Source organism: Sediminibacillus halophilus, from assembly GCF_900103695.1.
In the GTDB taxonomy this organism is placed as follows: domain Bacteria; phylum Bacillota; class Bacilli; order Bacillales; family Amphibacillaceae; genus Sediminibacillus; species Sediminibacillus halophilus.
In genome coordinates this window covers 133,463-154,579 of the sequence record NZ_FNHF01000005.1, presented here as the reverse complement: position 1 = coordinate 154,579, position 21,117 = coordinate 133,463, and the positions used below count along the sequence as shown (strand labels likewise).

General features: G+C 40.4%; 22 protein-coding genes and 2 pseudogenes. 18 read left to right on the top strand and 6 right to left on the bottom strand.

Annotation, left to right across the window (positions count from 1 at the left end):
- The 9 genes and pseudogenes from BLR82_RS16165 to BLR82_RS16125 form a co-directional block, all read left to right on the top strand.
- Positions 1-134, top strand: a pseudogene (locus BLR82_RS16165) (LysM peptidoglycan-binding domain-containing protein); the annotation flags it as partial.
- A gap of 279 nt (positions 135-413) precedes the next feature.
- Positions 414-2,291 (top strand): molecular chaperone HtpG, encoded by a 1,878-nt coding sequence (gene htpG / locus BLR82_RS16160; protein WP_074600509.1) that lies wholly within the window; start codon positions 414-416, stop codon positions 2,289-2,291.
- Between the two features lie 212 nt (positions 2,292-2,503).
- Complete coding sequence (locus tag BLR82_RS16155; RefSeq protein ID WP_074600508.1) at positions 2,504-3,178, top strand: GntR family transcriptional regulator; 675 nt, start codon at positions 2,504-2,506, stop codon at positions 3,176-3,178.
- A 311-nt stretch (positions 3,179-3,489) separates the two neighbouring features.
- Positions 3,490-4,779, top strand: coding sequence for an ABC transporter substrate-binding protein (locus BLR82_RS16150; protein ID WP_074600507.1), 1,290 nt, complete (start codon positions 3,490-3,492; stop codon positions 4,777-4,779).
- Between the two features lie 67 nt (positions 4,780-4,846).
- The gene (locus BLR82_RS16145; protein WP_083334905.1) at positions 4,847-5,782 is read left to right on the top strand and encodes a carbohydrate ABC transporter permease; all 936 of its coding nucleotides are present in this window, start codon (positions 4,847-4,849) and stop codon (positions 5,780-5,782) included.
- A 15-nt stretch (positions 5,783-5,797) separates the two neighbouring features.
- Positions 5,798-6,637: a carbohydrate ABC transporter permease gene (locus BLR82_RS16140; RefSeq protein ID WP_074600506.1), complete on the top strand. Its 840-nt coding sequence runs from the start codon at positions 5,798-5,800 to the stop codon at positions 6,635-6,637.
- Between the two features lie 33 nt (positions 6,638-6,670).
- A complete protein-coding gene (locus BLR82_RS16135) occupies positions 6,671-7,465 on the top strand; it encodes a Nif3-like dinuclear metal center hexameric protein (RefSeq protein ID WP_074600505.1) in 795 nt (264 codons plus the stop codon).
- 247 nt (positions 7,466-7,712) lie between these two features.
- Positions 7,713-8,306 carry a GNAT family N-acetyltransferase gene (locus BLR82_RS16130; protein WP_245693845.1) on the top strand — a complete coding sequence of 198 codons (594 nt, stop codon included), beginning with the start codon at positions 7,713-7,715 and terminating at the stop codon, positions 8,304-8,306.
- Positions 8,307-8,313: 7 nt separating this feature from the next.
- Positions 8,314-8,739, top strand: a complete 426-nt coding sequence (locus BLR82_RS16125; protein WP_074600504.1) for a hypothetical protein — start codon at positions 8,314-8,316, stop codon at positions 8,737-8,739.
- A gap of 74 nt (positions 8,740-8,813) precedes the next feature.
- On the opposite strand, the gene BLR82_RS16120 is transcribed toward BLR82_RS16125, so the two are convergent.
- Complete coding sequence (locus BLR82_RS16120; protein WP_074600577.1) at positions 8,814-9,551, bottom strand: DsbA family oxidoreductase; 738 nt, start codon at positions 9,549-9,551, stop codon at positions 8,814-8,816.
- A 169-nt stretch (positions 9,552-9,720) separates the two neighbouring features.
- Between BLR82_RS16120 and BLR82_RS16115 the strand changes: the two genes are divergently transcribed.
- The 3 genes from BLR82_RS16115 (at position 9,721) to BLR82_RS16105 (ending at position 11,791) form a co-directional block, all read left to right on the top strand.
- The gene (locus tag BLR82_RS16115; protein ID WP_074600503.1) at positions 9,721-10,014 is read left to right on the top strand and encodes a hypothetical protein; all 294 of its coding nucleotides are present in this window, start codon (positions 9,721-9,723) and stop codon (positions 10,012-10,014) included.
- Between the two features lie 313 nt (positions 10,015-10,327).
- Entirely contained in the window at positions 10,328-10,519 is a 192-nt protein-coding gene (locus BLR82_RS21635) for a hypothetical protein (RefSeq protein WP_245693844.1), read from the top strand.
- A gap of 111 nt (positions 10,520-10,630) precedes the next feature.
- The gene (locus tag BLR82_RS16105; protein WP_217629897.1) at positions 10,631-11,791 is read left to right on the top strand and encodes a PDDEXK family nuclease; all 1,161 of its coding nucleotides are present in this window, start codon (positions 10,631-10,633) and stop codon (positions 11,789-11,791) included.
- Between the two features lie 236 nt (positions 11,792-12,027).
- On the opposite strand, the gene BLR82_RS16100 is transcribed toward BLR82_RS16105, so the two are convergent.
- The 3 genes from BLR82_RS16100 to BLR82_RS16090 all read right to left on the bottom strand — a co-directional run bounded on the left by BLR82_RS16100 (position 12,028) and on the right by BLR82_RS16090 (position 15,409).
- Positions 12,028-13,407: a Sau3AI family type II restriction endonuclease gene (locus tag BLR82_RS16100; protein ID WP_074600502.1), complete on the bottom strand. Its 1,380-nt coding sequence runs from the start codon at positions 13,405-13,407 to the stop codon at positions 12,028-12,030.
- Between the two features lie 85 nt (positions 13,408-13,492).
- Positions 13,493-14,749 (bottom strand): DNA (cytosine-5-)-methyltransferase, encoded by a 1,257-nt coding sequence (dcm, locus tag BLR82_RS16095; protein ID WP_074600575.1) that lies wholly within the window; start codon positions 14,747-14,749, stop codon positions 13,493-13,495.
- Between the two features lie 234 nt (positions 14,750-14,983).
- Entirely contained in the window at positions 14,984-15,409 is a 426-nt protein-coding gene (locus BLR82_RS16090) for a very short patch repair endonuclease (RefSeq protein WP_074600501.1), read from the bottom strand.
- Positions 15,410-15,596: 187 nt separating this feature from the next.
- Here BLR82_RS16090 and BLR82_RS21625 point away from each other — a divergent pair.
- The 5 genes and pseudogenes from BLR82_RS21625 to BLR82_RS16060 all read left to right on the top strand — a co-directional run bounded on the left by BLR82_RS21625 (position 15,597) and on the right by BLR82_RS16060 (position 18,574).
- A pseudogene (locus BLR82_RS21625) lies at positions 15,597-16,096 on the top strand (aldo/keto reductase).
- 469 nt (positions 16,097-16,565) lie between these two features.
- Entirely contained in the window at positions 16,566-17,075 is a 510-nt protein-coding gene (locus tag BLR82_RS16075; protein WP_074600498.1) for a pyridoxamine 5'-phosphate oxidase family protein, read from the top strand.
- A gap of 212 nt (positions 17,076-17,287) precedes the next feature.
- Complete coding sequence (locus BLR82_RS16070) at positions 17,288-17,629, top strand: VOC family protein (protein WP_074600497.1); 342 nt, start codon at positions 17,288-17,290, stop codon at positions 17,627-17,629.
- Positions 17,630-17,632: 3 nt separating this feature from the next.
- On the top strand, positions 17,633-17,809 hold the full coding sequence (locus tag BLR82_RS16065) for a glycine zipper domain-containing protein (protein WP_083334911.1): 177 nt from the start codon (positions 17,633-17,635) through the stop codon (positions 17,807-17,809).
- Positions 17,810-18,088: 279 nt separating this feature from the next.
- A complete protein-coding gene (locus BLR82_RS16060; protein ID WP_074600495.1) occupies positions 18,089-18,574 on the top strand; it encodes a hypothetical protein in 486 nt (161 codons plus the stop codon).
- Between the two features lie 178 nt (positions 18,575-18,752).
- Here BLR82_RS16060 and BLR82_RS16055 read toward each other — a convergent pair whose 3' ends face one another.
- Positions 18,753-19,187, bottom strand: coding sequence for a hypothetical protein (locus BLR82_RS16055; RefSeq protein WP_074600494.1), 435 nt, complete (start codon positions 19,185-19,187; stop codon positions 18,753-18,755).
- 356 nt (positions 19,188-19,543) lie between these two features.
- Positions 19,544-20,029 carry a GyrI-like domain-containing protein gene (locus tag BLR82_RS16050; protein ID WP_074600493.1) on the bottom strand — a complete coding sequence of 162 codons (486 nt, stop codon included), beginning with the start codon at positions 20,027-20,029 and terminating at the stop codon, positions 19,544-19,546.
- Between the two features lie 108 nt (positions 20,030-20,137).
- Between BLR82_RS16050 and BLR82_RS16045 the strand changes: the two genes are divergently transcribed.
- Entirely contained in the window at positions 20,138-21,100 is a 963-nt protein-coding gene (locus BLR82_RS16045; RefSeq protein ID WP_074600492.1) for a helix-turn-helix transcriptional regulator, read from the top strand.
- Positions 21,101-21,117 lie beyond the last annotated feature (17 nt).

The following is a 21,117-nucleotide window of genomic DNA, read 5'->3' as shown; positions in this document are numbered from 1 at the left end:
GCACCTATACCGTGCAGTCGGGAGACAACCTGAGTTCGATTGCTGTGAAATTCGGAGTAACCGTAGCACAGATACAGGAGTGGAACAATATCAGCAATCCAAATGCAATCCAGATCGGCCAAGTATTAATAGTAGGTTAAATGATAAAACAAGGAAAAAGTTTATAGAAAAAAGTAAAAGGCATCTCTTGTAGGTGCCTTTTTTCTATCTGCCCAAGGACTGTTGCTTATGTTCTATATAATATAAGCTTCTCTAATCTAGTGCTAATAAAAATTCATGATGAATGAACCTCACAAATATTGACACCTTTTAGGAGATGTGATATTTATTTGTTAGGCGTTAGCACTCTGATGCGTCGAGTGCTAAAATAAATGAATATAGACCAAAAATTTCATCCAAAAGGGGCTGTAGAAATGGGAAAAAGAAAATTCAAGGCCGAATCCAAACGGTTGCTAGACTTAATGATTAACTCTATCTACTCACAGCGTGAAGTGTTTCTGCGGGAGTTGATTTCCAACGCCAGCGACGCTATCGATAAAATTTATTACAAGGCACTGACCGATGAAAATCTCACTTTTAACCCAAGCGATTACTACATAAAGATTGAGCCGGACAAGGATGCTCGCACCTTAACGATTATCGATACCGGAATCGGCATGACCCAGGAAGAACTGGAGAAAAACCTGGGAACCATTGCGAAGAGCGGCTCATTGAACTTCAAAAACGAAAACGAAGTAAAAGACGGACACGATATTATCGGCCAGTTCGGAGTAGGATTTTATGCAGCATTCATGGTTGCCGATGTGGTGACTGTTACGAGTAAGGCACTTGGCAGTGACGAAGCCTTCAAATGGGAGTCAAAAGGCTCCGATGGCTATACCATTGAACCGGTGGAAAAAGAATCCACCGGTACTGTGATTACCTTGAAGCTACAAGAGAACACAGAAGATGAAAACTATGATGAATTCTTGGAAGAATACCGCTTAAAAGAAATCGTCAAAAAGTATTCGGACTTCATCCGCTATCCGATCAAAATGGATGTAACCAAGAGCAAGAAAGAAGAAGACGGCGAAGAGTATGTTGAATATAAAGAAGAAGAAACCATCAACAGCATGGTGCCGATCTGGAAAAAGAATAAAAACGAGCTAAGCGATGAAGATTACGAGAACTTCTACCGGGAAAAGCGTTATGGATTTGATAAGCCGCTAAAGCACATTCATTTGAGTGTGGATGGTACCATCCGTTACAATGCGATGCTATTCATTCCGGAAAGCCGTCCGTTCGATTACTATACACAAGAGTATCAAAAAGGGCTGGAGCTTTATTCCAATGGAGTATTGATCATGGAAAAATGTGCCGACCTGATTCCTGATCACTTCAGTTTCGTAAAAGGGCTGGTAGACTCCGAAGATCTTTCCCTGAACATCTCCCGGGAAATGCTGCAGCATGACAGACAACTGAAGCTGATCGCTAAAAACATCAACAAAAAAATCAAATCCCAGCTTCTTAGCCTGCAAAAGGATGACCGGGAGCAGTATGAGAAATTTTATAATGCCTTCGGCAGACAGATTAAGTTTGGCGTTTATAACGAATTCGGCACCAATAAAGATGTACTGAAAGACCTGCTATTGTTCTATTCTTCGAAGGAGAAAAAGCTCGTCACTTTGGCTGAATATGTTTCGAGAATGCCAGAGGATCAAAAGTATATTTATTATGCGACAGGAGAATCGATCGACCGCATCGACAAGCTGCCTCAAACAGAGCTTGTAGCTGACAAAGGATATGAAATTCTTTACTTCACCGAAGAAATCGACGAATTCGCCATCCGCATGCTGGCAAGCTATGAAGAAAAAGAATTCAAATCTGTTTCCAGCAATGATCTTGGATTAGAGGATGAGGAAGAAAAGACAGAAGTCGACGAAAAAGAACATCAAGAACTGTTCGATTATATGAAAGAACAGCTGAACGGGAAAATCAAACAAGTGCGTGTGTCCAAACGCTTGAAGAGCCATCCTGTCTGTTTGACGGCAGATGGTGAAATTTCCATTGAAATGGAAAAAGTCATCAACGCCATGCCGGACAACCAGCATATTTCTGCGGACAAAGTACTGGAGATCAATCCAACACATGAGGTTTTCGAGATTTTGAAGGATGCTTTTGACAACAATAAAGAAAAACTGAACCTTTACACAAACATTTTGTATAACCAAGCCCTGTTAATCGAAGGACTGCCGGTCGACGATCCGGTTGAGTTCTCGAATAATATGTGTAAGGTAATGGTGACAGCTTAAATCAATTGGCTTAAGCTATCATCGGGAAACGGAACGAAACTGCGAATGTAAGTGACCGACTGGTCCTTGCTTCGCAGTTTTTTTTAGTGTTAAAACTAGGAAATAAGAAGCGGTTGACAGAAAATTGTAAATAATCATTGAAAAAAGAAAGGAACAGCTCTATAATAACTACCATATTAGTATGATTAATCTGCAAGAGAGGAGGGAGGGTTATAGCGCCAAAAACCGAAATCAAAGGTTCTGTAAGGGACTATGTTTATCAAAGAATCAAACAGCAAATCGTCAATTTAGAGCTCGAGCCGGGCAGGAAAGTTTTCGAAAAAGAAATGGCTGAAAGGCTGCAGGTCAGCAAGACACCTGTAAGAGAAGCGTTTCAGCGGCTAGCCCAGGAGGAACTACTCGGTGTCATACCACAGAGTGGGACGATGATTATGAAGATTGACTTATCGCTTGTGGAAGAAGGTCGTTTCGTACGCGAAAATATTGAAAAAGCCGTCGTGAAAGAAGCCTGCAGGAGCTTCGATTCAGAGCAATTATTCCAAGTGGAGACCAATATTGCCCTACAGCTTTTATGTTTGGAAAAAGGATCTTACCAACGGCTGTTCGAGCTCGACGAAGCGTTCCACAGCTTGTTGTTCGAAGGTTGCCATAAAATCCACACCTGGAATCTGATCCGGCAAATGAATACTCACTTCGATCGACTCAGAGTCCTGCGTCTTGCTGCCAATCCGGAATGGGAGGTGGTCGTTTCTCAACATAAAGCAGTTTTTGATTGCATTGCGAAACGTGATGAAGAAGGAGCCGAGGAGAAGATGTCCACCCATTTGAAGCTAGTCAACTTTGAAAAAGAAGAATTGAAGACAGCATATCCTGGATACTTTCAATGAAGGCATGGCCCACTTACTTATTGAAATAAGGAAAGGAATACTAGCTTGAGAGTGATGTGGCTGGAATTAGTTTGAGTAACCGATTGATTGACCAAGTAAATGGAGGAATGACCCTAATCTAGTATACTAATTATAATAGTCGATTAATAAGCGAGTGGTAATTTTCATATCCAATTATGAAAGCGTTAACATAAATTTAGGAGGTGGTAAAAAACGAGAATATGGGACAGATAAAGGGATGGGCTGGTAAGAAGTTTGCTTGGAGGCTTGGAAGCGTGACGTTTGGATTTCTAAAAAATAGGAGGGTGAATATGAACAGGATTAAAAAGCAATACCTAATTTTTGTCTCAGTGATTGTGTCGCTCGGATTGGTGTTGACGGGATGTGGCAACGGTTCATCGGAGGCATCAGGGGATGAGGGCGTCAATATAAAATTTTCCTGGTGGAGTAACCCGCACAGAACGGAAATAACCAAGCAGGCAATCGAGATGTTCGAAGAAAAGTATCCGGATATCGATGTCACCATGGAATACTACTCATGGGATAGTTACTGGCAAAAGCTGGCGACAGAAGCAGCGGGAGGGGGCGCACCTGATGTCATGCAAATGGATGGATCACGTTTAATGGAATATGTGAACAAAGGGCAGTTAATGGATTTGGCTGAAACGGATATTGATACATCGGGTATTCCGGATAATACGGTTGAATTAGGGAAGGTAGACGGAACATTATATGGGCTCACAACTTCCGTCAACGCCCAGCTTCTTATTTCCAATCCAGAAATATTGGAACAAGCAGGCGTAAGCATCCCAGAGGAAAATTATACATGGGAAGAATTTGCTGAGTTGTGTGCGACAATCTATGAGGAAACAGGGGTTCATGGAACACCGAACGAAATGGAGCAGCCTGCTTTTCTGGATTACTTTGCACGGACCAAAGGAGAAAATCTTTATGCATCTGACGGAGAATCTCTGGGGCTTTCCAAAGAAACACTGACGGAGTGGTTCCAATATTGGCTGGATATTCAGGAGAAGGGCGGGGTGCCGAGTGCCGAGGATAACGCGGCTTATCAGCATAATGACCATTCGGCGAGTCCTTTCATCGAAGAAAAAACGGCGTTTAATTGGTTATTCCTTGGCACAGGCGGCGAATTTGAAAAGAATCTTGGAAAGCCAATCAAGCGAGTCCTCCTCCCTGAATGGGGCAATGATAATAAACCATATCCTCTGCATGCGGCAATGTTTTGGAGCATGTCTTCTAAAACAGAGCATCCTGAGGCTGCCGCGAAGTTAATCAACTTCCTTGAAAATGATCCGGAAGTAGCCAAGATTTTCGAAAACGACCGCGGTATTCCGGCAAACTCTGAAAACATGGAACTGGTAGCCGAAAACACAGAAGATGATACCGTCCAACGACAAAATGAATTCATGGCAAAGGTGGAAGAAATCGCAACGCCGAACGACTTAGCCCCTGCAAATTCCAGCAGCACGGGGGATATCCTGAAGAATATCGCTCACGAGGTGACATTTAAAAAGCTGACTCCAAATGAAGCGGCCGACAAGTTTATGCAAGAGGTCAATCAAGCGTTATCAGAAGGATAAATGAATGACTTAATATTTGACCTGATGCCAAGGCATTCCGAGCATCGGGTCAAAAGGAGGATTTCTGATGGAGGCACCAGTCAAGACATTGGGAATAAAACGGAGCCGTCAGAAAACACGGGCAAGTCTGGAAACACCGTTTCAACGGAATCTGACTGCTTATGGATTTCTGGCACCCTGGCTGATCGGGATGTTGTTTCTAACCATCGGCTCCATGCTGTTCACTTTTTATCTGGCATTTACGGACTACGATTTGTTGACAACCCCATCCTGGACGGGAATGGAGAATTTTTCGAACATATGGCAGGATGCCAACTTTTGGGGATCCATCCGGGCGACGCTCCTGTATGTCGTGCTATCTGTTCCGGCAAGGTTGATCGCATCCCTGCTCATCGCTTTGCTGCTTTTTAAAGAAGTGCGGGGAATCGGTCTGTATCGTGCCCTGATTTATTTGCCATCTTTAATTGGAGGGAGTGTAGGGGTTTCGATCGGATGGAAAAAGCTGTTTGCAACGGATGGTCCCATCAACTCTTTTGTCGGCATTTTTGGAATAGAGGGTCCAAATTGGATCGGAAATCCCTCCACAGCGATCATGGTGTTGATCTTATTAAGTGTATGGCAGTTTGGTTCCGAAATGGTCATTTTCCTAGCCGGTTTAAAACAAATCCCGGGTTACTTATATGAAGCCGCCAAGATTGACGGGGCTTCAAGGATTAGAAGCTTTTTCAGCGTCACCTTGCCAATGCTGTCACCGATTGTCTTTTTCAATTTACTTATGGGAACGATTTCTTCCTTCATGGTCTTCACGCAGGTTTATATCATAACGGGCGGAGGGCCGATGAATTCTACCCTTTTTTATGTCTATTATCTCTATCAACAGGCGTTTACTTATTACAACATGGGGTATGCCGCTGCACTATCGATCATTTTACTAGTTATTATTGCAGCGTTTTCCGGTTTTATCTTTTTAACGTCAAAATACTGGGTTAATTACGATGTATAGGGTGGTGCTAGAGACATGAATGGAAAATCCATGAGAAAAGGGCTTCGGCATCTCATGCTGATTGCTGTTTCCTTTATTATGCTATATCCGATATTGTGGATGTTTTTTTCCTCATTCAAGCCGGACACAGAAATATTTTCAACATCGAGTTTATGGCCGGAAACATGGACACTTGAACATTATCTTTCTGGATTCGGCAGTGATGCCCCGATGAACTTTGGACCGATGTTCTTTTATTCGTTTTTAGTGTCGATTGTGGTGGTGATCGGGACGGTCTTCAGTTCGACGTTGACCGGCTTTGCCTTTGCGAGGCTCAATTTTACACCGAGACGTTTTTTTATTGGTTTCATGTTCGCTACCATGATGCTTCCCGCCCAAGTTGTCATGATTCCTCAATACATTATTTTTCATAAAGTCGGCTGGGTCAATACCTTTATTCCCTTGATGCTGCCGAGTTTTCTCGGCACCGTGCCGTTCTTTATCTACTTGATGGTTCAATTTGTCCGCGGTATTCCAAAAGAGCTGGACGAAGCGGCCTTGATTGATGGCTGCAGTAAGTGGCGTCTGTATCGCTCGGTCATCTTGCCGCTTTCACAACCGGCAATCGTTACTATGTCGATTTTTGCTTTTTATTGGACCTGGAACGATTTCTTCGGCCAGCTCATCTACTTGTCCAACCCAGAGCTTTATACAGTATCGCTTGGACTGAGCATGTTCATGACCAACATGGGGGAAACCCAGTGGGGGAATTTGTTTGCAATGTCCATCCTGTCTGTAATCCCGGTTTTCTTGATTTTCCTGATTTTCCAGCGTTACTTGGTGGAAGGGATTGCGACTCACGGTTTAAAAGGGTGACGGTATACGGCTTGTGAAATGGAGGTGAGCACTTTGGCAGTAACCGTACAAAACGTTATCAATCAGCTAAGCAAAACAGCAGAACCAATCGAAGATACAGTCGACAGACTTGAGTTTGGCAAGGCGGAGATAGAGGTCACCGGGATTGTGACAGCATTTATGGCGACGCACCGGATCATCCAAACCACGATTGAGTCAGGGGCCAATCTCCTTCTAACGCATGAGGGTACCTTTTACAGGCACAAAGGTAGCATCAGCATGTTGGAAAGTGACCCGGTTTATCAGCAAAAAAAGCAATTGGTGGAACAATCCAGACTGGCTATTTACCGGCTTCATGACACGATTCACCGATACAGCCCTGATGGGATTACGAGGGCCCTGGTACGCATATTGGATTGGGAAGAAGCGGTGGATGAGCATCTGACCACAAGTACCGTCGTTGATCTTCCTCCCATCCAGCTTAAAGATTTAGCCGCACATTTAAAGGAAAAGTTGCGGCTGCCCTTTGTGCGCTTTATGGGAGATACGTCGATGCGGTGCAGGCGAGCAGGGATTTTTGTTGGTTATCGTGGAGGCGGTGACTCGGTCATTCCCGTTATGCAAGCGAAAGACTTGGACTTGGCAATTATCGGAGAAGGTCCGGAATGGGAGACTCCGGAGTATATCCGGGATGCCATCTGCCAGGGAAAAAACAAGGCGTTGATTGTCATCGGGCATGCGGAAAGCGAAAAACCGGGGATGGAACTGCTTGCCGGAAACCTGCAGGCCTGTTTTCCGACGGTACCCGTTCAGTTTATCGACGAGGAAGCGCTCTTCCGCATGGTTTGACAATGGTTATCCAATGAATGAAACGTAAACGGTGAGGCCAAGAGACGATGACTCTTGCTTCACTGTTTCGTTTTTTATTGCAGGACATTCCTGATTTCCGCTATTTGTTTGAAAGCCCTTCCGTTTATACAGTTCCCTGTTGTATAGTAATCTTAATATGAAAGTTGTCTTTTAGAGAGAAAGATGATTCAAGACTTTGTGACGAAAAAGAATTGTAAAAGGAAACTGTCCTAACGTGACATCTGGTATGATGAAAAGAACAAAATTGATGGAGTTGAATCGAGTGATAGACTTTAGCAACAAACCAACCATCACAGGGGAGAAAGTCATTCTTCGCCCTTTTTACGTGGAAAAAGATTTTCCCTATTTGGAGGAATGTCTAAGGGATCCGGAAGTTTTGAAATTAACGGGAAGTGAATCCGGATTTGACCGGGAAGAGGTGCTTCAATGGTATCAAAACCGGAATGACCAATCAGATCGACTGGACCTTGCCATAGTAGATAAAGAAGAAAATATCCTGGTTGGAGAAGTGGTGGTCAACTTATATGTAGAAGCCGATCACAGCATGAACTTCAGGATTTTAATCGGTCCAAGAGGGAGAAACCGCGGCTTTGGCACCGAAGCGACCAGGTTAATGGTCGACTATGTTTTCACCCATACCGATCTCAGTCAGCTGACGTTAAGCGTGTTTGCTTTTAATCCGAGAGCCAGGAAGGTTTATGAAAAAATAGGCTTTGTTTTTGCCAGTGTCGACAAAGGTGATTTACAATTTGAAGGGGAATGGATTGATTCAATTAATATGACATTGAGCAGGGAAGACTGGGAGAAGCAGAGGGAATGACGGCAATATGAGAAAGTTCGTAACAGCTATTCTTCTAGTTGGCATTGTGGCTACCATGTGGATTTTTCTGAACAGGGAAGAACCCGTCTCCCTTGGTGAATTAATGGAAGATGAACAAGTGACGGAAATTTTTATCGAGGACGAATCGACCGAAAAAATCGTCCAAATAACTGATGAAAAACTAACTGATAAAATCGTGGAAGAAAGTTCTCCTATGATACTGAAAAAGACAGAAGATCCTCCTGAAAATATTCACTATTCACTGATTTTCAACCAAAAAGATTATAAACAAACCTCCATCCTTCTAGGGAGAAAGAAACTGGATATTTGGCATTCGGATGAAGGAAAGAATGGGGGCTTTTTCGAAATTAAAGGGGACAATATCCTGCTTGAATGGATAAAGAATGAAACCCTCGATTGGAGTAGTCCATAAATGAAGAAAAATCAACTCCCGATTAGGAAGTTGATTTTTTCTGCTTAATGGAATAACCAAAGTACTTTTGAACTCTATTTGTCCGTTTCTTCAAATGGTGCTGCACAGCTGTCATCCGTACAAACAGCTCCGTTTCCCCCATCAAGGGACAAATCTTGGAACTTCGGTTTCGGGTTTTCTTCTTCCCAAATCTTTTCAAGCGCTCCCTTAAACGTTTCTAAAGGCTGGGCACCGGAAATGGAATATTTATTACTCACCACAAAGAACGGCACGCCTGTCACTCCGATTTGCTGCGCGGTTCTCTCCTCAGTCCGCACTTCGTCCGCAAACGCAGCTTCATCATTCAGTACTTCCAATGCCTTATTTCGGTCCAACCCTGTTGCTTCTGCAATATCAGCCAAGGTCTCCGTATCTCCGACATTCTTAGAAACGGTAAAGTAAGCGTGCAGCAGGTTTTCGGTAAGCTCTTTTTCTTTACCGAGCGTCCGGGCGAACTTCGCCAGGCGATGTGCATCGAAGGTGTTCGTCGGTTTCATGTCATCGTAGTTGTAGGTAAGCCCAATTTCGGCAGCCTGCTGAATGAGCCCTTTGTTCATTTCACGAACTTGCGCTTCACTGGACTGGAATTTCGCCGCCAATGCTTCATAAATGCTTTGATCGGTATATTTAGGAGCGGTTGGATCGAGTTCAAAGCTTTTGTACTCCACCTCAACCTCGTTTTTATGCGGAAATTGTTCAAGCGCCATCTCTAAACGTCGCTTGCCAATATAACAAAACGGACAGACAAAGTCGGACCATACTTCTATTTTCAAAAGAAACACCTCTGTTCGGTTAGTTAACGTCATTGTAGCACAGAGACTGTAAAAAACTTGATCATCCTGCTCACGGGACGCTCATTCTGAAATTTATTGCGAAAAGACGGAGTAGGCGTAAGAAATTTTGGAAAAGCTAACAGGTAGAAAATACAGAGGGGGTTAGCGAATGCCTATACAAAATGATTATGAAATTCAGCAATTAGTGGAAGTGTCTCAAAGATTGGAACAGGCCGCCAACCAGGCAAAAAACAAAGCCGATCTGGAAGCCATTGAACAACTCCAAAATCAACTCCGTGAAATTCAAGGAAAAATCCAGGATGCACGGGGAAGAGCAATCAACGGCAGCGGAACATCGAGCGAGCCATTGTTTGAAGCACAACTGAGGGTAGAAGAGACGCAACATCAGATGGAGAGGGCAATGAGTAATTTGAGTGCGATGGATGATGAGGTGCAGCCATAATTTATAGAGCCAATTGCTTCTTATGGAGTAATTGGCTTTTTTCTAGTATAACAAGAAATTATAGCTTTTTACTAATCAATATTTCAAACAGTCCTTATCAACAAAAGAAAGCCTTTTTTTAAGCGTGGTAAAAAAAATCCTTATAAGTTCATATTTTATCTTGGTTATGGTGGGAAGAATATATGGCTTATGATGAGTCAGAACAAAATCCTTATTGGTTGACAGAATTTTTCTATGAAAAAGACTTTCTAGCTAGATGTACCATCTTCTTTTCTAGTAATTTTACTTCAAAACAAAAAAGGGTATCCTCAAAATGTGGAAAAAATGGAAAGAAGGGGGGATACCGGTAAAGCGTGATCATTTTGTCCAATACACCAACTATCTAAATGTAGTTGGTGGTGCAATGATTCTTGATATGTTGTCGGTAGAGAAAGTCGAAATAATGGTTGATACATATTTGAAAAGGTATTATGGTATAGAAAAAGAGAAAAAAACTACCATATAATAAAAAGGTTTCTAGGGCAAAAGGACCGAGGGTTTACGGGCCTTTTTCCTGTGGTACAAATTCTGTTCATGTTAAACGATAATCTGAGGTGTCAAAATGGCAGGGTATGTGATGACTTTTAATGAAATTGAATCCCTAGTAGAGTGTGCTGAAAACGGTGTTTATTCCACCCTAGTAACAATATCGGATAACAATTTGCCTCCCAATGAACAAACATTTGCAGACTTTACAACTATGAAGGAAGGCGACAACATTTACTTGTTTAACAAAAGAAAAATTTACGGGATTGGGAAAATGGTTAACATTCAAGGAGATTGTAAATTCTTGAATTTTCCTGAAGCCAATAGTCCAAAGAGATTCAAACTTGATCAGATAAGTGATCAAGCCCTTTTATCAAGTGATAAGTGGGGACAAATTAAAAATAAATACAAAGAATTGAGATGGGTTTGCACTTTTGAACCATGTCCCAAATTCTTTAAAAATGGAATAGATATGGATGCTGTACTTCAATCTAATCCTAGTGCATTCAAAATGTTGAGAGCATTTCAGCAATTATCCTTCATTAAAATCGATGATAAAGAGAATCAGGCCTTGAAAGATATTCTCTTAAAAAGAAATGAAAGAAGTATAAATGGTTCTTCTTTAGAAGAAATTTATCAGAACCGCACAGAAATAATACATAATGAGATTGAAAGTAAAATAACTAAAGTAGCAGGATATCATTTTCGTCCTCAAGAGTATTATAATAGTTCGGCAAAAAAGGATGGCCTCTTCAAAAGGGAAACCACGTTGGAGATAGCATTACTAAATCAACTTACCAGAAAAGATAAAGAAACAATAGATATCTTCGGAAAGTGGGATTATATATCCAGACAAGTTGTTGCTTCTCCATTCAAGCCAATAAGTTGGATGGATAAAATGGATGTTTTTGGTTACAGATATATTGAAAACTACAAACCGACTGTTTCAAAGTATTTGGTCACGGAACTAAAAAAGGATATAGCAGAAATGAAGGACGTCGATCAATTATTAAAATATGTCGACTGGGTCAATAATGAATATGCTTTTGGGGATTATTCAATGATACAATCGTTTTTGGTTGCATCTAAGTTTCCGAACGAAGTGATTGAACATGTTAAAAACATAGGTTCCAGGAAATATACTACCGGTCTTAGGGGAGATAACGTTTCTGAAGAATGGAGTAATGTTAACCTGGTGGAATATAGATACAATCCAAAGGCTGAAAAGGTTGAATTTATATTAGTGGTATAGTGTTGTTATTAGCTGTGCAAGTAAGAAACGCACAGTCTTACTTGCACAGTTACTATTTGAAAAAAATGAGGCGAGGAACCCCTTGAAAATTTACAAAAAAGTAAGATTATTAAACTATTATTTAACATACCAACTAATCAGGTGGAGAAGTCTCAATTTCCGGTTAACTGAAAAGCGTGCAAAATATATTTTTTAATGGATTAGAGGGTAACTTAGAAGAAGTGTAATACTTTACTTCACTTCACAATTTTCCCAATGTAAAACCTATCCAACCAAAAAGCCTGCTTTGTTATATAGCGTCCATCTGGGAGCTTTACTTTATCCTTACCATCCCTTGCTTTTGGTCTTATATGACAAATCCCGTTATAACCGGGTTTTGGAAGGTTGTTTTTAACGATTATTCGATTTTTTTGATTTACCGGATTTAGCTCTATGCCGTCCTTTATTTTGCTTTGTACAGTTTTCCAAAATTCCTGCAAGGATTCATGGATGTCCTGAAATGGCATATTCCAAAGTGTGACACCGTTAAAGTAAAGTTGCCGATTTGGGTTTTCAGCTTTTGTTTCTTTGTAATGAAACACCACGAATAGGAATTTTGTTTCCTCAAAGTAACTTTTCAACCAGCTGTCTTCCCAATCCTGGGTTGCCCAATCATAGAAATCAATGTTTCTGAAGGACATATGCTCTTTAGGTAAGCCGTCAGGTTCTAAACGAATAGTCTTGATTTCAATATTCGCTTTTGCAAATTCTTCAATTTGATTAAGTTTAGTTCCTCTTATTCCTAAAAGTTCACTGACAAAAGATTGCAAGAAGTTTTTTGATTTACTATTGATTTGCAAACCTTTTTCCTTTGCAATATCTTCAAGCGTATTTCCGATATAGGGATCAAATCTTTGTGAAAGCAATTCAAACAAGGATTTTTTTCTTAACTCTTCAGGATTAGCAAAACGGACTAAATCCTCTTGTTTGATTTCTTTCCGAACCAATGCTGTCATATAGCTTTGTTTAAGAGAATAGGCTCTTTGCATTGCTTCGATATCGCTATATGGTTGAGTTCTAAGCGAATTTTTATTGGCTCCTTTGGTACAGGCCGCCAAGTAATTTGTATCGGCTTCCGATAACTCATGGGCCCGCCCTTCTTTAATTTTACCTACAATGATTTTCCAATCCTGTTTAATGATTTCCAAATCTTCTTCAGGATATTGAAGCAAGTGGGCCTTGATCAACTTGTAATCCGCTCTATGCGATTTGGGAATCCACTCATAAAAAAGAATCAAAGGTTTTTTGTTTTTTTTCCAAAAACTAGATGTTTCAAATGTGGTCAGTACTTCTTTTTGATAGTTGATTATGTTCAGCACTAATCTTTCCTTGGCCGACAAAGTGCCATTTTTATTCTTTTTGATAGGGGTGACTTTTAGTTCTATTTCCAAATTGGCAAAATCTGCTTCACTTTTAGAATTTATTTGGTAATTGAAGAAGCTTTCCTCTATTATTTGACCGAGTTGCCCCTTTGCCTTTTTGTTTTTGATGCGCCCGCTTTTGTCTATTTCCCCGAAGGTTTTCCCTTCTGCTTGTTTAGCTTTAAATAATAATTCCTCTTCGGTTTTGTATAGCATTTATTCGGTGGATACTCCTCTCGAAAAATAATATTTTGCTATATTTTAACATGAAAATACAAAAAGCTGATACTTTTGTATCAGCTTATACTGGCAATTCTATTTGTATTTCTTCCTGAGATGATTTTATAGACTCGATTTCTTCAATCCTTTTTCCCATGATTTCAATGAGTCCTACTACGAGAGCATTTCCCATACAAAAATATCTCATTCTATCTGTCATGCCGGCAGTCCAATTGTCTTCGAAGCCATTCAACCTTTCACACTCAACTGGCGTCAGGAATCTCTTTCTTCCATCGACCTCGACGATATGCGTGCTTCGGTTTTTCGTGCCTTCACTGGTCAACATGGTCCTGCCCGGCTTGTCCAAATCATCTGTGGGAGACATCCCGCCTTCGGAAAAAGTATAAGTATGTCCATCAGCGGAAGTACGAGGAATCTTTTTTGGCCCTCTTAGATATTCGAATTTCTTTTCGACTTCTGGAGTGAGATAGTATCTTTCTTCCACTTCACTTTCCGGAATTAAAATATTTTTCAACGGTGTAGCCGCCATTTCTATTGGTTCGACATGAGCTGTGTAGATTTCCCCATTTCGCATGATGCCGCCATTATGAAATTCAAGAGAAAAATCATCTGAAATTTCAACTCTATCGATTGCGATTTCACCATTATTTTCTCTATTTTTATAAGGGTTTTCTTTTACCGGAAACGGTTTGGCAAAAAAACCTTGTTTGAACACAATTTCTTTCGGCTCTAGCTCTTGTTGTTCTAAATCGAAAGCAACCCCGTTTTTATAAGCAAAGATGAATACGCGTCTTCTTCGTTGAGCAAAACCGTATTCAGCTGCGTTTATCACGCGCCATTCAACAGTGTAACCTAAATTTCTGAAGGTTCCCAGCATGACACCGAAGTCTCTTCCCCTTTGTTTGGAAGGTGACTTGAGTAAACGGTCTACGTTCTCTAAGAGAACATATTTGGGTTGTGTCTTTTCTATGACCCTCTCGATTTGCCAAAAGAGTACACCTTTCTTTCCTTGAATCCCTTTCTCCCCTGAAAGGGATCTAGCGACAGAATAGTCTTGACAAGGAAAACCTCCCACAATTAAATCGGCTGTCAAACCTTGAAATTCTTCATCCGGGACAGTCGCAATATCTTTGTTAACATGTTCGCCATCTTGAAAATTTCTTGTATAACATTCAAATGCCTCTTGGGCCTTTTTAGATGGTTCCCATTGATTTGCCCAACCAACCTTAAAAAGATTCCGATTAGCCCGCTCTAAGCCTACCCGAAATCCTCCGACACCTGCAAATAGTTCTATAACATTGAGAGTATCATTATTCATCGTCATGCGAACATCCTTTCGCCTTCTTTTTATCATTATAACGCATTTTGATAAAAAGATGAAAATCTTAGATGAAAAAAACAGTAAGTTTTTGATATATCTAAGAATCCATTTTAACAAAAAAACAAGCTTATTTCTATTGATTATTTTTATCCGGGTAAGAGGGGACTGTAAATTGATGGGTAAATGTACATGTGTTTGCCAGTAACAAGGTGGGTTCCAAAATTGAATGTGTTATCGTTCATTTGCTAGTTTACTTTCATGAACAAACTGCAGTAAATTATTCATTGTTCCCCAAAAGTCGTCTTTTAATTCATGTTCCCATATCCTTAAGATATTCCAATTCATTTGGCGGTAATAAGCATTTACTCTTTTATCCCTGGCTTTATTCTTAGAAAATTTATTTTCCCAAAACTCCACGTTGCTCTTAGGAATTTTACCGTGGATAGGGCATGCATGCCAATAACATGAATCGATGAAAATAACAACTTTATACTTTTTAATGGAGATATCGGGAGTTCCGAAGAGAGACCGATCGTTTTTCCTGAATCTATACCCTTTATGCCATAAAGCTTTGCTTACTTTATTTTCGAGTTTGGAAGTGGCTTTGATTTTGCCCATCATTTCACTTCTTTTTTCTTTGGAAACAGTATCGACCATATGGAATCACTCCAAGTATAGTGAGTCTTTCAATTAATTTATCCTAAAATGATATAAAACAAACTCTTTTGTTCCTATCACAAATGTAAGTTATCGGATGGTTAATCCTTGGTAAGAGTGAAAGCGACTTAAGGGGTATTATTTAGTTGAATAGCGATATATCTGTTCGAGGGATGCTTTGTGAAGAGTGAATCTGGCTGCTTCGATTCTGGAAAAGAAAGGACTGGAGCTGTCCGCAGTGCAATATCATTATAGCCTTCTTTACCGTGCTTCGGAGGATGCGGGGAATATCGACGGGTGCAACCAGCATGATGTGTTGTTCTTTACCTACATGGAACTGGAACAGGGAGCGCTGACAGGAAAAGTACACTGCCCCATAACCCTTTTAAATCAGATACGCGGAGAGGAAAAGCGTTCAGTCCCGATGTACTGGATAAGTTAACGCCTATGCTGGAGAAAATGAAGAACATGGTTGAGAAGCATCAGGTTGATACAGCACAAATTGCTATGTCGTGGGCAATCGCAAAAGGTACCGTGCCGATCATCGGTGTAACAAAGTCCAGCCATGTCGACGGGCCCATAGCCGCAGCGGATGTAGAATTAACCAATCAGGAAGTGGAGGATTTGGAAACAGCGGCTAAAGAAACCGGTGTGGAAGTCAAAGCCGTATGGGAACAGGAAATGTAAGATGTCGATTCTAGGAAGAGGGTTTTTCGCAGCGTTTGTGAAGGGTCCTTTTTTCATTGTGTGTATAGCTGGGGTATAGGAACTTTGATTCCAGTTAAGATGGATACTAAACTCAAGAGTAAGTAAGAATTATTTAGTTCAGTACTGGAATGGATTTGTTAAAGATAAAAGTATATGGAAGCTGTACATAAAGACTAATTAGAGTTCTCTTATAAGAAAAATTTAAAAATGGAAAGAGGGGTTTTGAATCATGTGTGTTAAGCCCACCAATGTGAGATACAATACAGTTGACTTTCCTAAAGCCGGACTTTTTCACTAATTTTGACGGGAACAGCGGTGGTATCCTCCTGCATCCTTACACTCCTGTAAAACAGGTAAGAGTAGCTGTGTTTAAATCTGGGTAAGAATAAATAGAAGGATGATAACACAGCTCCCTTGATTCACATAAAAGGAGAAGGAGGAAAGCGAAGTGGCAGAACATGAAAACCAAGAAACTATTAAGAAGATAAAAGACCTGATAAAGGATGAAAAGGTGGCGATGCTGACAACGGTTTCGCCGGATGGCAAACTGATGTCCCGACCGATGCAGACGCAAGAGGTTCAATTTGATGAAGAAGAGATTTGGTTTCTGACGGAAAAGGATACGGACAAATACCGCGACATCGGCCAAAATGGTGAAGTTAACCTGGCTTATGCAAACGGCTCTTACGTATCGATCAGCGGTACTGCTGAATTTGTCCAGGACGAGGAGAAGAAAAAAGACTTTTGGAATCCAATCGTCGGAAAAGTGTTAAACACCTCTGCCGAGGATCCCAACGTCGTCCTGGTCAAAGTTACACCTCATATTGCTGAGTATTGGGAGTCTGGAAAAAGTATGAAGACGGTAAAGGAATTTGTGAAAAAGATGACCAACAAAGATTCTATGGAAGAAGACAATGATTTGAAAGAAACCGTAAACTTTGAGGATAATGCGCGATAGTAGATAAAGCCATGGGTTATTCCTGTGGCTTTTTTTAAATGGTTTTGTAGAAAAAAACGTGGTATCATCAGCTTTTCCTAAAAATAATTTTGCGAAGATAGAAATCCTTGTTTAACGTGGCAATTTATTTATATAAATATCGATAAAAGGAAGGGATAAATTTCTCAATAATAGAATTTAACAACTAAATACTTAAAAGGAGTTGTTCCTAAATGTTTGAGAGGATAGACACTGTTTGCTTAACAGTTAGTAATCTGGAAGAATCGAGTATATGGTATCAAAAGTTAGGTTTTAAAGTAGCATTTAAAGGTGAAGGGTATCAAGTGTTCACGATTGGTAATAGTGGAATTCCTTTGACTATCGAAGAAGGCAATGTAGATTCCCCAGATAATTCAACTTATCCTATTTTTTTCACTAATGATATTAAGACTACATATGTAAATTTAAAAGAAAAAGGTGTAGAAGTAACTGAATTAAAAGATGATGGTGACAATACGTTTTTTGACCTTTATGATTTAGATAAAAATAAATTGCAGGTTTGCTTTTGGGAGTAAATGGTGAGCAAAAATACAGGGGATACTTATCTGGCGGTTGGAATTGGTATAGGATTACCTTTAGGAGCAGTGCTAGGGTTCATAATATTTGATGAGCTAGCAATCGGAGCTGGTATAGGTTTGGTTTTCGGAATAACAGTTGGAACAGCAATTGACTCAAATAAGACTAAAAAAGAATAAAAAATACTTATCCGTAAGCGAGGGAGTCAGCTGAAGAAGAGATTGAATATAGAACTACAAATCTTGGACATATCTTAAGCGTGATTCTTTTATGATCAACTGTTCTATTATCTAACCTGAATACGCTTGTTTTTCCGCTTGCTAAAATCATTGCCAAATTGATTGTTACTTTTAATGCTATTTATGGTGGCAGTGTAAATATTTTGGGGATAAGATGGTGTTACCTGTGGCAGACTTCGATGGAAATTCACGATCGGATGAAAGGGACTGGTGATTAATATGAAAAGACTGAAGTATCTAGCCTTTGCGTTAGGTATAATTTTTCTGTCCGTATATCTTTATCAGCATTTTATTTATTATATGATCCCCTTCAATCCTATAGAGGAGTATGCAACTGAATCCCCAGTTGACTTTCATCTTACCCACAATCTCTCTGACGGTGAAGAAATCAATGCAAAAAGCCACGATCAGAAAACTTGTGATTTAATTTTGGAGTATCTTAGTAATCTGAATTTAAAACCATTAAAGGATAAGGATGCACGAAACGCGCTTGCTAAGAAAGAAAATGAGGGCTATATAACAGGAATGCTAAAGTTGGATCAATCAAGAGAAATATTTATTTCAGACTTATTTATAGATGACCCTGATGTCCTTCATATTAGTTCTTCAATAGCCGGATTCAAGGGAGAAGGTTATTATAAAATTGTAGATTCTACGTTTGATTATGACTATATTATTAATCTTATTGGTAAAGAGGAGAAATAAAAGTGGAAATATCGGAGCGATACACTGATTGTAAATCTTTTATGTGCTCCTTAACCAGATACCTTTTTTCCATTTCAGAAATAGAAAAGCCCCGTCTTGTAGACGGATTATAGTGGTTAAAACCGTCTACAAGCGGGGCTCGGTAATACTTCAGATCGGTTGGCTTCTTTTTACATTATTAAAGTAATATCCAACCACCATCTGTATGAACCGCCGTAACCATTCCGTTTCCTTGCACAATTCTAAACCCTTCATCAACAAATTCGAGGAACGGTAAATCAACCCTTATAAGGTCATATTGTGGATTGTCATCGAAGAAATATTCGAGTTGTTGTAAATAATCCTCGCCATTTCGGCAAACTTCAATAACTAGAGCACGGTCATTTCCTATGTTACCCATAGCCGAAATTACTCCAGCTGCCAAGGTGACAGGAGTGGGTAACATAAAGGCAAACGATAATACGGTTGCAAACGCGTTTAGACCACTAACAAGTTTTCCCTCATCGACATAAGTGAAGCCTTGCATTCTAATTTCATATTGCGCCCTTTTAATCTTGTATAGATTATCACGGGACAGCGTGAGATTTCTAATATATTCTGTTCTGCGACCCATAACAACATCCCCTTTTTTCGCTTGTTATTGTAAGAGAAACTTCGTTGGCCAACTTACATCGTCTTACAATATATAAAGGGGATTTACTACGTTAAAAATCAACCAATCCTTAAAAAATCTATTAGTAACCTTTTTATTAATTACAAAGAAATCCTCCGGGAAATCTGTCACATTTCCCGAGGTTAGATGCTTCCATTAAAGGGTTGGGGCATGAGAGTAACCACGGTTACATATATATATGTCTTTAGAGCGTTTCTGCGTGTTCGAAACAGATACAAAAAAACATTTTCAACGGTTCTTTATCAGACTGTCCTGATTTTCTTAGGCAGTATGAACTAACTGCGATTTCTATCTTTTTATTTCCTGACTACAGGAATCCACATTTCTCCGAAAACGAAGCCGTTTCTCTTTCCCATTTCAACCGTGGTATTGGGTCCCCCAACATAGGCAAATTCTGTTGCTTCCGGCAATACTTGCCCAAACGCAACCCCGGAAACCTTGTTGTTCAGTTCGTCAGCCGTCTTTGCTTCCCCTTTGACAACCAGGTACTCTCCCTTAGGAAATTCGATGACTCTGGCATCTTCAGGAACAGATGCCGATTCCTTTGCCATGACGCCGGCATAATGCATCATTTTGTTGTTCACTGCTTCGTTTACGGCAAAAATGTAGTCATTTGCAGCAATGCCTTTTAGTGTGTCCAGCCTTCCATCCTGGCTGGCGGCCTGCCAAAAGTCCGCCTTTTCTTTGCTCAAGCCGGCAAAGTCTCTGTAATCGCTCTTCAGCTCCGTTCCTAATCCTATTACCGTAAAGCTGTCTTTTTCTTCTAAAGTATATTCTGCCATATTCAAAACCTTCCTCTACTTAAGTTTTCAAGTGAATTGTCTGTATCACTTGTTACGTATATAATAACGTTAAATAGTATCAAAAACTGACACCTTTTGGAGGGCGCAATGAAAAAAGTTGAACGGATAAATCTCATTATGCGGTATATCAATAACCGTGCCCGCTTTACCATCTCTGAAATCATGCAGGAATTCACCATTTCCCGCTCGACTGCCATTAGAGATATCAGAGAAATTGAAGCCATGGGAATGCCGCTTGTCTCCGAAGTTGGAAGGGATGGTGGTTATTTTGTCATGCACAATTCTGTCCTGCCCGAGGTCCGTTTTTCCGATGACGAAGTCAAGGCTCTTTTCATTGCCTTTATGGCCACACGAAATCAGCAACTTCCTTATCTGAAAAGCCGTCAGTCTATCGTCGAAAAATTACTCGGTCTCATCTCGGAAAGCCAGCAAGACGATCTTATTTTTTTGAATCAAATCCTGCTTTTTGAAGGGACTAATCCACACAACCCTGACTTGCTTGATCTTTCGGACCTTCCACATCCCATAGTAGAAACACTCTTCCAAATGCTGCTTATAGATCGGTATTTACTTCTCATCTTTCAAGAAGAAAACGTCACGAAGTCTTCCCCGGTTTATCTACTGCACCTTTATCATGAAAAAAGCCAGTGGCTGATTGAAGGATATGATTTTAAGGAAGAGGCGAAGCGGATTTTCCACGTCGACCATATTATCGATATACAACCTTGTCCGATTGAAAAGAGAATAAGTGAACAAGCGATTACAAAAAAACTAAGTGACCAGACAGAAGCATTCAACCTTGTACTGGATCTTGGGCCAAAGGCAATTGCGCAATTTAAAAAATACCATCCACTAAATGTCTCCTTATCCTATACGAATCCTTACCAAACGACAGCCGTACTAAAGGCTTTTATCAACGTTGATAAGCCAGAGGAAGTTGCCAAATTAACAAGCTGGCTGCTTTTCCTCGGTGAGGATCTAACGGTCAGGGAAATGCCGGAAAAAATCTTGGGATCCTTACAGGAGAGGGTAAGGTTATACTGCCCATAACAGCGACTGACTAAAAC